We start from the raw sequence: 12,863 nt of genomic DNA, 5'->3' as shown, positions 1-12,863 counted from the left end.
GCGGGGCGTTGCTTTTGTTAGTCTAATGTCATTAAATGGGAGGCTGCCATCGCGCAGCTTTGCGCCAATTTGGCAATGCCACATAGTTGTCATCTTGGCTTGCTAGAGTGGCTCAGGTGAGGTGCTGTTGGCGTCTCATCGCATGGATTTTTATAAATTTGCTTGAAAATCAATGATGTAGTAGAATGTTTAATTCGAAATAAAATGAAAGGATATGAATGAAAATCAACCAACTGAAACCGGGTCATAAAATCACTGAGCATAAAGATGGCGAAGCCGCTATCCAGTTTGAAGTCGTACAGGTCAAGCCTGTCGGCCGTAAGTTCGAAATAACGTTCCTCTCGCGTCTGGGTCTCACCAGCGCCGTCTATCCCGCCGAAGCCTTCGTCGCGGCCCTGTAAGTCCGTTTTCGCACTTTCACTGTACTTCCCACAGCTTCTCCCTGATTACGTCGCGTCGACGCGGTCGATGCACGTCTTCACCGCCTATGCCCATCTGGTACGCGGCCGACGGCTCGCCTTGGCAGCCCAGTGTGATCGGCGTAGGCTGAAGACCCATCCGTAATCAGGAATCGCTAAGCAACAATGGCTGTCCTTCATCTGATCATCTACGGTAAGGTCCAGGGCGTGTACTACCGCGACAGCGCGGTAGCGACTGCGCGCGAGCTGGGCGTCAAGGGCTGGGTGCGTAATCGCAATGACGGCACGGTCGAGGCCGTGGTCTGCGGCGAGGTCGACGCGGTCCAAGCGTTTGTCGTCTGGGCGCATCGCGGCTCGCCAGCCTCGCGGGTCGAACGCGTCGAGCAGCAGGAACTGGCCGACGCGCCGGAGCTGCTCACCTTTGAGCGCCGCTCGACAGCCTAGCCGGATGAAAAAACCCGCCTTGTGGCTAATGCCGTTCACTTAAGGAAAAAGCACCGCCCACCAAGGTGGAAAAACGGTGCTTTTTTGTTACTTCCAAGCGTTCTTCGAAGCTAAAATCCGGACTGAACGGCTTAAGTGAACGGCATTACGCCTTGTGGCGGGTTTTTTGTTGGCGGGCTTACTGGCCGACAGGGGCCGGTTCGTCCAGGCGTTGGGGGCGTTTGCCCTGCCACAGCAGCAGCCAGGTCACCAGATTGAACGGCAGGGTGAAATAGGGCAGGCCGGAAGCGCCGAACAGTAGACAGGCCGGCACGCCCAGGGCGATGCCGATGAAGCGGGTGGCGACGCTCTGGCCGAACACGGTCAGGCCTTGAGCGATCAGTGCCAGGTTCACCGCGAGGCCGATCGCTTGGCCTGCGGCACCCGGCACCACCGCATCGAGCGCATAGGCTGCCAGCCAGCCGCAGGCAGCGCCGATGCCGAGCCACAGGCCCTGTTCACGCGATTGGAGGATGATCGCGAGCCACACAGCGAGGCCCCCTGACAGGCTGCCGATGAAGTTGACTTGGCCGATGCCACAGGGCAGGAATTCGGCGAGCCCCTTGGCACAGCCGCCGCCCGGCTGCGGCAGGCCGAGCAGCATCGACAGCTGCCACGCGCCCCACATCGCCACGACGAACTGGATCGTTAGTGCCGGAAGCTTGCCCCAGGCCACCCAGCGCGCACTGACGAAGGTGGTGGCGACGCTGACCAGTGCCAGGTAGCCGAACAGCGCCGGGCTGGGGGCGAACAGCGTGAAAAGGCCGGCACCGGTCAGCGCGGCATTGTAGCCGTAGAGGCCGTCGAGCGCCTTGCCGACGGGCAGTCGGGCGAGGCGGGTGGTGACGAGGGTGACGAGGCTCGCGCAGGCCATGCCGACGGCCGCCCACGGTTCGACGCTGGCGAGCGCGAGCAGGATGGCGAGGCCGGTCAGCGGGGCATCCTGAAAGTGAATCTGGCCGATCTGCTTGAGCAGTTGCGACAGCGGAGCGGGCAGCGATAGCGACTTCATTGCGGGTGACGATCCGGAAAAAGGCACAGCCGCCCAGTGCGGCCGCGTCCGGATTGTATGGAAAATGGAAATATTTTCCAAGAAAAGAATGGGGTATCGATCCAGACCCATAAAACAGACATGGCGCCATCCCGATCGGGGTATAGCGCCATGCGATGGGTTTCCGAAATGGTTCAGTGGTAAGCCGGGTCGCGGCGGAACACCCAGTGATCGCCCTGCGATGCCTCGCTGTCGAACGCGTAGCCCTCGAGGTTGAAGTCCTTCAGCGCATCTGGGGTGGTTGCGCCATGCTTTGCTGCCCAGCGCGCCATCAGGCCGCGCGCGCGCTTGGCATAGAAGCTGATGATCTTGTAGTGGCCGTTTTTCAGGTCCTGGAACACCGGAGTGATCAACCGGCCGGCCAGCCGCTTCGGTTTCACCGATTTGAAATACTCGTCGGACGCGAGGTTCACCAGCACCTGCTCTTCTTGCTCGGCGAGGCGGGTGTTCAGCTCGTCGGTGACGAGGTCGCCCCAGAACGCGTAGAGATTGGCGCCACGCGGGTTGGCGAGCCGGGTGCCCATTTCCAGACGATAGGGCTGCATCAGGTCGAGCGGGCGCAGCACGCCATAGAGGCCCGACAGGATGCGCAGGTGGCGCTGCAGGTAGTCGAGTTGTGCCGGGTTCAGCGTCGCTGCGTCGAGACCTTCATACACATCGCCCATGAACGCGAGCACCGCCTGCTTGGCGTTGGCCGGGGTGAACGGAGTGTGCCAGCTGTCGTAGCGGCCGGCGTTCAGCACCGACAGCGGCTCGCTGATGCTCATCAGCTTGCCGATCTCGGCCGGGCTCTTCTGGCGCAGTACGTCGATCAGCTCGGCGCTGTGTTCGAGGAAATCCGGCTGGCTGTGACGGTCGGTCACCGGCGGGGTGTCGTAGTCCAGCGTCTTGGCCGGTGAAATCACCATCAGCATGCTGTTGTCTCCGTTTGTCCGATAGCCACATATTGTAGCGGCGTTGCGGCCAGACTTGGATACAATGCGGCGCTGATTCAGAACATCAGGAGATGGCGATGCGGGTGCTGGTGCAGCGGGTGCGCGAGGCGAGCGTGACGGTGGACGATGAGGTGGTCGGCGCGATCGGTGCCGGGCTGCTGCTGCTGGTCGGGATCGAAGAGCCCGATGGCGACGCCGACATCGACTGGCTGGTGCGCAAGATCAGCCAGCTGCGCATTTTCAATGATGAGGGCGGCGTGATGAACTGCTCGGCGCTCGATGTCGGTGCCGAGGTGCTGGCGGTCAGCCAGTTCACCCTGTTCGCCAGCGTGAAGAAGGGCAACCGGCCCTCGTACAGCCGTGCCGCCCGTCCGGAGCTATCACAGCCGCTGTTCGACCGCTTCGTGTCCGCGCTGTCCGCCACGCTGGCGCGACCGGTGCCGACCGGCGTGTTCGGCGCCGACATGCAAGTGGCGCTCGTCAACGACGGCCCGGTCACCATCTGGCTCGACAGCCGAGCACCCGAGTGAGGTTCATGCCGAGCTCGTTCCGCTGACAACCCGGCCTTCACGCCGCTCTAGCGCGCAAGCGAAGCGCCTTGTTTGCCATGAAACCCTAGCAAGAACATGAAGGCAAACTGTCGGCGGCTTTCGTGCTTTTCGTTGGATTCGTGGCAAGGCGCTTCTCTTCAGTGAACGGTCGTGTCCTGTCGGCTTTGTTCGCGCTGAATCAGTGATGACAAAGGCTGTCTACAGCAGTAAGTAGACGCAAAAAATTAGATTTGGCAGGGGACCCCACAATGATCAGTATTTTCGATATCTTCTCGATCGGTATCGGACCGTCCAGTTCGCACACCGTCGGGCCAATGAAGGCGGCGAAGGAGTTTGTCGACGGCCTGGCCGCGCGCGGTGAGCTCGATCGCGTCGCGCGCCTGCAAGCCGAGGTGTTCGGCTCGCTGGCACTGACCGGCCTCGGTCACGGCACCTTCGACGCAGTGCTGCTCGGCCTCGAAGGCCAGCACCCGCGTACCGTCGATCCGCAGCACCTGCAGCGTCGCGCCCGCGAGCTGAAAACCGGCGACGTTGAGCTGCGACTGGCCGGTGAGCACCCGGTCGGCTTCCGCTTCGAGCGCGACTTCCTGGTGCATATGCAGGAATTCCTTCCCAAGCACTCCAACGGCATGCGCTTCACCGCCTACGGTGGCGCCGACCAGGTGCTGGCGAGCCAGGTCTATTACTCGATCGGTGGTGGCTTCATCGTCACCGACGAGGCGTACGGCCAGCCGCAGCCGGATGCGCTGCCGGTGCCTTACCCGTTCAAGACCGCCGCCGACCTGTTGGCGCACTGCCGCCGCGAGGGCAAGAGCATCGCGCAGATCATGACCGCCAACGAAATGGCGCTGGGGCGCAGTGAGGACGAAGTCCGCCGCGACGCGCTGGAGATCGCCGCGGTGATGCAGGAGTGCGTGCAGAACGGCTGCAGCCACGACGGCACGCTGCCGGGCGGCTTGAGCGTCCGCCGCCGTGCACCGGGCCTGTTCCGCAAGATGATCTCGCAGCAGCTGGCCGGCCGCCTCGACGCGATGCTGTGGCCGATGCTGTATGCGATGGCGGTGAACGAGGAAAACGCCTCGGGCGGCCGCGTGGTCACCGCGCCGACCAACGGTGCCGCCGGCATCGTGCCGTCGGTGCTGACCTACTACCGCAACTTCTATCCGGGCGCCAATGACAGCGGCGTGGTGAACTTCCTGCTGACCGCCGGCGCGATCGGCCTGCTGTACAAGATGAACGCGTCGATCTCCGGCGCCGAGGTCGGCTGCCAGGGCGAGGTCGGCGTGGCCTGCTCGATGGCGGCCGGTGCCTACGCCGCGGTGATCGGCGGCACGCTGGAACAGGTGGAGAACGCCGCCGAGATCGGCATGGAGCACCACCTGGGCATGACCTGTGACCCGGTCGGCGGCCTGGTGCAGATTCCGTGCATCGAGCGCAACGGCGTCGCAGCGGAGCAGGCGATCAAGGTCGCCCAACTGGCGCTGCTGGAGGATGGCCAGCACAAGGTGTCGCTCGACACGGTGATCGCGACGATGTTCCAGACCGGCAAAGACATGAAGCACACCTACAAGGAAACGTCGCTCGCGGGCCTCGCGATCGCGGTGCACCTGCCGGTGAACGTGCCGGAGTGCTGAACCGTTCAACGCTGGATAGTAAAAAGCCCCGCTTCGGCAGGGCTTTTTGCGTCTGGACGGCTCGCTCAGCGCAGCCACGGAATCTCGTTCGCCGCGTAGCGGTGCGCGCGGAACACGCCGTTGGTGGCGCCTGGCAGGTAGGCGCGCGCCGCTTCGTCCGGGTATTCGGCGAAGTGGGGGATGATGTATTCCCACACTACCTCGCCGGCCGGGGTCACCTCGAACAGCCGGCCGAAGTTGGACTCGGTGATGAAGGTGTTGCCATTGGCAAGTCGCTGTGCGCCGCCCATGAACGGGCTGTAGAAGGCGTAGCCCGGGGTGTCCTTGTACTGCCAGACGATGGTCTTGCTGACCGGATCGACTTCGATGATGCGCGAGTGCGGCATCGACTGATGCGGACGGAAGCTGCCGTTGTCGAAGACCAGCACGTGGCCGTTGGCCAGTTCGCTCGGGCAGTGCTGCTGGGCAACGATGTCGCTGCCGAGGCGCCACAGTACCGCGTCGGTGTGCTTGTCGATGGCGATCACGCTGCCGACGCTGCGCAGGCTGAGCAGCACCTTGCCGTTGCTGGCTGGGGTAACCGCGTTGCACATCGGCCAGTGGTAGCGCTCGAAGACCGGGTGCAGCGGGTAGTCGGCCGGGGCGAGGTGTTCCCAGCTGCGCCACTCCCACTGCGTGCGGCCCTCGCGGTCCACTTCCTTGATCACGTCGGCGTAGATCACCCCGCCTGGTGCCTCGCTGCCGGGGATGCCGCCCTGGATCTGCGCGGCGATGGCGGCCGGCAGCGGCTCGACGGTACTGTAGAGCAGGTGGCCGTTCGGCAGCCATTGCGCGTCGTGATGGTGGTAGGGGTCGGTATGCTCCCAGACGGTCTCGCCGTCCGGGGTGACCTCGGCGAAGGCGCCGCCGTGCCAGACCGCCCAGCCGGAGAACAGATCGGGCGAGTCGGGGTGGTTGCCGTTGTAGCCGAGGTTGCCGTTGGGCAGCAGCACCGCGTCGCGGCCGGGGCGGTGGGGCAGCTGCCACTGGTGGACGTCGCGGCCGTCGGCGTCGATCAGGAAGGCGCGGCCACCGGCGGTTTGCGGGGCGAACAGGGTGTAGCCGCCGGCCGAGCGGGCCGGGTCAGCGGCGATCAGGCCGGTGCCGTGACGGCGCAGCGTGATCGGGTCGAGCGTGGACATGGACTATCTCCGTGAGGAAGGCAAGGTCGGCCGAGTAGGGGACCTCTGAATGCTTCAGGTAGAGGCAGTTTTATATGGCGTGCCAATGTGGCTCGTCCAATGCCGCCTGATGCCATGCATATGGCAAATCGGTCCGAGCGGAAGGTGGATGCAAAAACGCCCGTCGCGAGGACGGGCGTTGCAGGGGATGGGGAGGGCTCAGGCGCGCTGGCCAGCCAGGCGCGGTGCCGGCTCGGTGGCCGGAGCAGTTTCCTCTTCGGGCAGCGGATGCGCCTCGGCGAGGAATTCGGTGCGCCAGCCACTGGCGACGCCCCAGCGGAAGAAGCCCAGCGCCAGCAGCGCGACCAGGCCCATGTCCCAGCCGAACGGGATCGCGCCGGTGCCGCCGAACTCGCGGCTGCCGAAGTAGGACACGGCGGCCATCGCCAGCAGATAGACCACCAACCAGCGGGTGGCACGCCAGTCGCGCGCGAAGTTCGGCCAACCGGCCTTGGCCTGGTAGTAGGCGTAGATCGGCAGGGCGAAGGCCATCAGGATGATGATCTGACCGGTTAAGGGCCAGCGCGCCCAATACAGCACCAGCGAGGCGCACACGAAGGCGAAGGCCGAGATTGCGCCGATGCCCGGCACGCGCAGCGGACGCGGCAGCTCCGGCGCAGCGCGGCGCAGCGCCATGGTGCTGACCGGCCCGGTCAGGTAGGAGATCACCGTCGCGACCGAGATCACCGCAGCCAGCGAGCCCCAGCCGCGGAAGAAGAACAGGAACACGAAGGAGATCAGCAGGTTGAACCACATGGCCGGGCGCGGCACGTTGTAGAGTGGGTGCAGGCGGCCGAAGCAGGCCGGCATGGTGCCGTTTTTCTCCATCGCGTAGATCATCCGCGCGGTGGTGGCCATGTAGGTGGAGCCGGTGCCGCTCGGGCTGACGAAGGCGTCGAGGTACAGCACCAGGCACAGCCAGTTCAGGTTCAACGCCAGCGCCAGCTGCGCGAACGGCGAGCTGAAGTTGAGGTGGCTCCAGCCCTTCGCCAGCGCCTCGGGCGACAGGCTGCCGACGAAGGCGACCTGCAGCAGCACATAGATCACCGCGGAGAGCAGGATGGAGAACACCACCGCGAACGGGATGCTGCGTGCCGGATTGCGCACTTCGCCTGCCAGGTTGATCGGGCTCTGGAAGCCGTTGAAGCTGAACACGATACCGCTGGTGGCGACTGCGGTCAGCACTGCCGACCAGCCGAACGGCGCGAAGCCACCGTGTTCGGCCGCGTGGAAGTTGCCGGTGTGGAAGCCGCTGGTGATCAGTGCGACGGCGGTCAGCGCCGGGATGGCCAGTTTGAACAGGGTGATCAGCGAGTTGGCCTTGGCAAACAGCTTCACGCCCCAGTAGTTGAGCAGGAAGTACACGATCACCAGGACTGCTGCGAGAGCGAGGCCCGGGGGGGTCAGCTCGTCATGCGCGCACAGTGCCTGTGCCCAGGCCCACGGCCAGGAGCTCATGTACTGGATCGACGCCTCGGCTTCGACCGGGATCACCGAGACGATGGCGATCCAGTTGGCCCAGGCGGCGATGAAACCGACCAGCGAGCCGTGCGAGTAGCGAGCATAGCGCACCATGCCGCCCGATTCCGGGAACATCACGCCCAGTTCGACATAACTCAGTGCGATGGCCAGAATCACCAGCATGCCGATGACCCAGGCGAAGATGGCGGCCGGCCCGGCGATCATCGCGGCCTTCCAGGCGCCGAACAGCCAGCCCGATCCGATGATCGAGCCGAGTCCGGTCATCATCAGCGGCCAGGCGCCGATGCTGCGGTGTGTGTGATGGTTCATGGTCCTCTCCTCTGGTCTCCTACCGCGGTCGGGATTGTGTCCCGATCGTTGTTTGAGCCAGTGTGCCCGCTAAGTTGCTGATATGATGGATAAATTCAGCGTTTTTTGCGGTGTTTTAAGAAATTTGAGGCGTTACTCTAGTGGAAAGCGGGGGGGAGGCCTTGTAACAATTTGTAAATGCTTATATGTAAATAAATTAAAGATTCTTTTGGTGAAATGGTCGCCCGCGTGACTATTGGTGAGATTGGAAACGACAACGCCCCGCCGGAGGGGCGGGGCATCTGGGTGTGACGTGGGGCTAGGTGTTGCTAACAAGACCCAACGAAGTGGCCTTGGTCAGGTGTGCAGGGCCGCTGGCAATGCCAAGGAGACTGTTACTTGGTGCCGGTGCTGCCGAAGCCGCCGGCACCGCGCTCGCTCTCACCGAACTCCTCGACCACGTTGAAGTCGACCTGCACCACCGGCACGATGATCATCTGCGCGATGCGCTCGAGCGGCGGCAACACGAACGGCTTGTCGCCGCGGTTCCATACCGACACGAACAGCTGGCCCTGGTAGTCTGAATCGATCAGCCCGACCAGGTTGCCCAATACGATGCCGTGTTTGTGGCCCAGGCCAGAGCGTGGCAGGATCATCGCTGCCAGTGCCGGGTCCTCGATGTGGATGGCGATGCCGGTCGGCACCAGTGTGGTCTGTCCCGGCTCGATCACCAGTTCGGCATCGACGGCGGCACGTAGGTCGAGGCCGGCCGAGCCCGGGGTGGCGTACTCGGGCAGGTTGTCCTTCAGGCGGTGGTCGAGGATCTTGACGTCTACGGTCGGTTTCATGGCTTGTATATTCCTTGCTAAAAACACAGTTCGGCCAACCTTGAAAGGTTGGCCGAACCATTAATGGGGTCGGTTTCAAGCGTCGCTGGTCAAGTCCGGCGAAGCGGTCCCGCCTGTCGCGCTGTCGTAGGCCGTATTAAGTTGTACTGCGCAGCAACGCCGGGAGGGCAGGCCTGCGGCGCTCAGCGGCGTGCGGCGAGGCGGGCGGCCAGATGCCGCACGATCGCGTGCGCCACCTCGCGCTTGTCGGCGGCAGGCAGTGGATAGGTGCCGGCATCGTCGAGCAGCACCACGTCGTTGACGTCGCTGCCCATCGCCTGCTGTGCAAGGTTGGCGACCAACAGCGGTACCTTCTTGCGGCGGCGCTTGGCGTCGGCGAACTCGAGCAGGTTCTGGCTCTCGGCGGCGAAGCCGACGCAGAACGGCGCGTTCGGCAGGTTGGCGACGAAGGCGAGGATGTCGGGGTTCTCGACCAGCTCGATCACCGGCGCCTCGTGGCCCTCCTTCTTGATCTTGTGCTCGGCGCGGTTCACCACGCGGTAGTCGGCCACCGCCGCCACACCGATGAATACCGAACAGCGGCCCACTTCGGCCAGCACCGCCTCGTGCATTTCCAGGGCGGTGGTGACTGGGATGGTGCGCACGCCGACCGGCGGCGGCAATGCGGTCGGGCCGGATACCAGCACCACGTCGGCACCGGCGTCGCGGCAGGCGCGCGCCAGCGCGTAGCCCATCTTGCCCGAGCTGATGTTGGTGATGCCACGCACCGGGTCGATCGGTTCGAAGGTGGGGCCGGCGGTCATCAGCACCGTCTGGCCGGCCAGGCGCTTCTCGGTGAACACGCCGTCGAGCAGGTCCACGATGTCCTCCGGCTCCAGCATGCGACCGTCGCCGACCTCGCCGCAGGCCTGCTCGCCGGCGGCCGGGCCGAACACCTGCACGCCGTCGGCGATCAGCTGCGCCACGTTGCGCTGGTTGGCCGGGTTCTGCCACATCTGCTTGTTCATCGCCGGCGCGACCACCAGCGGGCAGGTGCGCGCTGCGGCCAGCGTCGAGATCAGGTCGTCGCAGGCGCCATGGGCGATCTTGAACAGCATGTCGGCGGTGGCCGGTGCGATCAGGAACACGTCTGCACGGCGCGACAGCTCGATGTGGCCCATCGCGTTGTCGGTGCGCGGGTCCCATACGCTGGTGAACACCGCGTTGCCCGACAGCGCCTGGAAGGTGACCGGCGTGACGAAACGCTCGGCCGACTCGCTCATCACCACCTCGACTTCGTGACCGGCCTTCTTCAGGAGCCGGACCAGTTCGGCCGACTTGTATGCGGCGATGCCGCCGGTGACGCCAAGGAGAATCCGACGCGAGGTCATGCGGGCCTTCCTGCCACGAGGGGCTGTGTGAGAACGGGGTAAAGTGTAGCGGATTCGGGCCGCCGAGGTCAGCCGAAGCGACCAGCCGTACTCTGGAACGAATCGATTCCGTAGTCTATAACGGCTGAATTTACAAATGTTTACGATTTTGTCATGGCGGCGGGGTGGTGCGCGGTGCTATAGCAAGTCTAAGGGGGACGAGATGTCGATTGCAGAGTGGCCGCAAGACGAACGGCCACGTGAAAAACTGTTGGCCCGTGGCGCGGTGGCGTTGTCCGACGCCGAGCTGCTGGCCATTTTCCTGCGTACCGGACTGCCCGGCCTGTCGGCGGTGGACATGGCACGCGAGCTGGTCGCCGATTTCGGCTCATTAGGTGCCTTGTTTTCGGCCAGCGTACAGGACTTTTCGGCGCGGCGCGGGCTGGGGCCTGCCAAGTATGCGCAGTTCATGGCAGTGAAGGAGCTGGCGCGGCGGGTGTTGGCCGAAGAACTGCAGGCGCCCGATGCCCTGTCGAGCCCTGAGGCCGTGCGCGACTACCTGCGTTGGACGATAGGGCGGCGCGAGGTCGAGGTATTTATGGTGCTGTTTCTTACGGCACAAAATCGCATCATCGCTGTCGAAGAAGTAGCACAGGGGTCGGTCAGTGAAACCCGGGTCTATCCCCGCGAGATAGTGCGACGCGCCTTGTTGCACAACGCTGCGGCGATGATCGTGGCACACAACCACCCAGGCGGCTGTCCGGAGGCTTCGGCAGCCGACCGTGCATTGACCGCCACGCTGAAGGCGGCGCTTGAATTGGTTGATATCCGGTTACTGGATCACTTCATCGTGACCGCCGGGCACGCCGAGTCGTTCGCCGAGCGTGGCTGGTTGTAAGAGCCTGTTCCCGATTTCTAATCTAAAAGGGCGTGGGTAGGCTCCAAGAGCGGCTGACAAAGTCCCGTGACTCTCAGTCTTGGTCTGGCGTGCGGTCGCAGCGATTGCGACAACGCAGCGGTACAGGCCAAGGAGGTTTTGTCAGAGGCTCACTATCACGGCGCCGTTGCCGTGTCTTGCCACCGTCGTTGTTGCGGAGGAGGGTCGTGCCATGGATATTCTGCATTTGCTGAATCAGGCGGACTACATACAGGTGAACAACCAGTTTGTCAGCCTCGACTTTCGCTTCGATGACACCGATTTCGCCGACGACGACGACGTGGCATTGCAGGCAAGGGTCGAAGGTCAGGATCTGGTGCTGACGGTCGGCGAGCTCGAAGAGGCGACCCCGCTGGCCGACGGCGGCTTCTGGCTGGAAGGCGTCGGTTATCTGCGCTTCCTGTCCCGTGCCGGCCTGCACTGATCGTGCTTGCGCCAGTGCGCAGTTCTGCAAGGCCCAAACCGGCCGATGGCCGGCTTGGGCTGTATTTTGTCGAATGTAGTCATTCGGCTATAGATCGATTCCTTTCTGATCAAGCAGTTAGTCTTTCCGACCCGCACAGGCATTGAGTCGACGTGATGATTCTTGGACAATAGAGTCTTATTTTAGAGCATTCTAATATTGTGCCGAATGCGTAGCCATTCGGCAGGGATCGCCTTTGGCGCCCCGCAGCCATCGCCGTGACAAGCATCACTCGCTGTCACGGCGTCGCATTTGCGGGGGGCGGGCGGTTCTGCAGGAGGGACCATGCCCAAGGTAGTGGTAGTTGGTAGCATCAATATGGATCTGGTCGCCCAGGCCAGCCGTTTTCCGGAACCGGGCGAGACGCTGAGCGGCGAACGTTTCGTCACCTGCCCGGGCGGCAAGGGCGCCAACCAGGCGGTGGCGGCGAGCCGGCTCGGTGCGCAGGTGGTGATGGTCGGCGCGGTCGGTGACGACGCGTTCGGCCGTGAGCTGGTCGACGGCCTCGATCGCGAGGGCGTGGTGACGCGCCATGTGAAGACGGTTGAAGGCACGGCCACCGGTGTGGCGCTGATCACCGTGGCCGGTGGCGAGAACTCCATCATTGTCATTCCGGGCGCGAACCACGCACTCACCCCGGCCGACGTCGAGGCCGCCGAAGCCGATATCGCGTCGGCCGACGTGGTGCTGACCCAGCTGGAGGTGCCGCTCGCCACCGTCAGGACCGTCGCCATCCTGGCCGAAAAGCACGGCGTGCCGCTGATCCTCAACCCGGCCCCGGCGGCGCAGCTGCCGGCCGAGCTGCTGGCGCGCGTCACGCTGTTGACCCCGAACGAGCACGAGCTGGCACTGGCGCTGAACCAGCCGGGTACGCCGTTCCCGGACCTGTTGGCACAGCTGCCGGGCAAGGTGGTGATGACCCGTGGCGAGCACGGCGCCTATCACGTGGATACCCAGGGCGCCGTCTATCACCAGCCGGGCTTCAAGGTCGACGTGGTCGATACCACCGGCGCTGGCGACACCTACAACGCCGCGCTGGCGGCGCATCTGCAACTGGGGCTGAAGCCGGCGATGCGTGCCGCCGCCGCGGCCGCCGCCCTATCGGTGACCCGTTTCGGCGCCCAAGGCGGCATGCCGACGGCTGATGAACTCGCCGCCTTCCTCGCAGAGCAGACCGCATGAAGAAACACGGAACCCTGAACG

The 12,863-nt window shown here is 64.1% G+C and carries 13 protein-coding genes; 7 read left to right on the top strand and 6 right to left on the bottom strand.

Annotated features, from left to right (window positions below; all coding sequences use genetic code 11):
* Nucleotides 1-218: 218 nt before the first annotated feature.
* Nucleotides 219-401 carry a hypothetical protein gene (locus tag QU481_RS02825; RefSeq protein ID WP_289828369.1) on the top strand — a complete coding sequence of 61 codons (183 nt, stop codon included), beginning with the start codon at nucleotides 219-221 and terminating at the stop codon, nucleotides 399-401.
* A gap of 183 nt (nucleotides 402-584) precedes the next feature.
* Entirely contained in the window at nucleotides 585-863 is a 279-nt protein-coding gene (locus QU481_RS02820; protein ID WP_289828368.1) for an acylphosphatase, read from the top strand.
* Between the two features lie 178 nt (nucleotides 864-1,041).
* Here QU481_RS02820 and QU481_RS02815 read toward each other — a convergent pair whose 3' ends face one another.
* Together QU481_RS02815 and yaaA are read right to left on the bottom strand one after the other, a co-directional pair.
* A complete protein-coding gene (locus QU481_RS02815; RefSeq protein WP_289828366.1) occupies nucleotides 1,042-1,914 on the bottom strand; it encodes an urea transporter in 873 nt (290 codons plus the stop codon).
* A gap of 173 nt (nucleotides 1,915-2,087) precedes the next feature.
* Nucleotides 2,088-2,867, bottom strand: coding sequence for a peroxide stress protein YaaA (gene yaaA, locus QU481_RS02810; protein WP_289828365.1), 780 nt, complete (start codon nucleotides 2,865-2,867; stop codon nucleotides 2,088-2,090).
* Between the two features lie 98 nt (nucleotides 2,868-2,965).
* Here yaaA and dtd point away from each other — a divergent pair, with 98 nt between their 5' ends.
* Both dtd and QU481_RS02800 read left to right on the top strand, forming a co-directional pair.
* Nucleotides 2,966-3,418: a D-aminoacyl-tRNA deacylase gene (gene dtd / locus QU481_RS02805; protein ID WP_289828364.1), complete on the top strand. Its 453-nt coding sequence runs from the start codon at nucleotides 2,966-2,968 to the stop codon at nucleotides 3,416-3,418.
* Between the two features lie 269 nt (nucleotides 3,419-3,687).
* Nucleotides 3,688-5,073: an L-serine ammonia-lyase gene (locus QU481_RS02800; protein ID WP_289828363.1), complete on the top strand. Its 1,386-nt coding sequence runs from the start codon at nucleotides 3,688-3,690 to the stop codon at nucleotides 5,071-5,073.
* A gap of 65 nt (nucleotides 5,074-5,138) precedes the next feature.
* Here the strand turns inward: QU481_RS02800 and QU481_RS02795 are convergent, their stop codons facing one another.
* The 4 genes from QU481_RS02795 to coaBC all read right to left on the bottom strand — a co-directional run bounded on the left by QU481_RS02795 (nucleotide 5,139) and on the right by coaBC (nucleotide 10,281).
* Nucleotides 5,139-6,254, bottom strand: a complete 1,116-nt coding sequence (locus QU481_RS02795) for an aryl-sulfate sulfotransferase (RefSeq protein ID WP_289828362.1) — start codon at nucleotides 6,252-6,254, stop codon at nucleotides 5,139-5,141.
* A gap of 198 nt (nucleotides 6,255-6,452) precedes the next feature.
* Nucleotides 6,453-8,084, bottom strand: a complete 1,632-nt coding sequence (locus QU481_RS02790) for an APC family permease (protein WP_289828361.1) — start codon at nucleotides 8,082-8,084, stop codon at nucleotides 6,453-6,455.
* 374 nt (nucleotides 8,085-8,458) lie between these two features.
* A complete protein-coding gene (gene dut / locus QU481_RS02785) occupies nucleotides 8,459-8,911 on the bottom strand; it encodes a dUTP diphosphatase (RefSeq protein WP_289828359.1) in 453 nt (150 codons plus the stop codon).
* A gap of 182 nt (nucleotides 8,912-9,093) precedes the next feature.
* Nucleotides 9,094-10,281 (bottom strand): bifunctional phosphopantothenoylcysteine decarboxylase/phosphopantothenate--cysteine ligase CoaBC, encoded by a 1,188-nt coding sequence (gene coaBC, locus QU481_RS02780; RefSeq protein WP_289828357.1) that lies wholly within the window; start codon nucleotides 10,279-10,281, stop codon nucleotides 9,094-9,096.
* A gap of 202 nt (nucleotides 10,282-10,483) precedes the next feature.
* Between coaBC and radC the strand changes: the two genes are divergently transcribed.
* From radC to rbsK, 3 genes are all read left to right on the top strand, one after another.
* Nucleotides 10,484-11,158: a RadC family protein gene (gene radC, locus QU481_RS02775; RefSeq protein ID WP_289828355.1), complete on the top strand. Its 675-nt coding sequence runs from the start codon at nucleotides 10,484-10,486 to the stop codon at nucleotides 11,156-11,158.
* Between the two features lie 211 nt (nucleotides 11,159-11,369).
* Complete coding sequence (locus QU481_RS02770; protein WP_289828354.1) at nucleotides 11,370-11,621, top strand: hypothetical protein; 252 nt, start codon at nucleotides 11,370-11,372, stop codon at nucleotides 11,619-11,621.
* 324 nt (nucleotides 11,622-11,945) lie between these two features.
* Entirely contained in the window at nucleotides 11,946-12,842 is an 897-nt protein-coding gene (gene rbsK / locus QU481_RS02765; protein WP_289828353.1) for a ribokinase, read from the top strand.
* The last annotated feature ends 21 nt before the right edge of the window (nucleotides 12,843-12,863 follow it).

Origin of the sequence: Crenobacter oryzisoli (assembly GCF_030385785.1) — a bacterium.
Classification (GTDB): domain Bacteria; phylum Pseudomonadota; class Gammaproteobacteria; order Burkholderiales; family Chromobacteriaceae; genus Crenobacter_A; species Crenobacter_A oryzisoli.
Note: the sequence above shows the minus strand (reverse complement) of the source record. Positions and strands in the feature narration are given on the sequence as shown.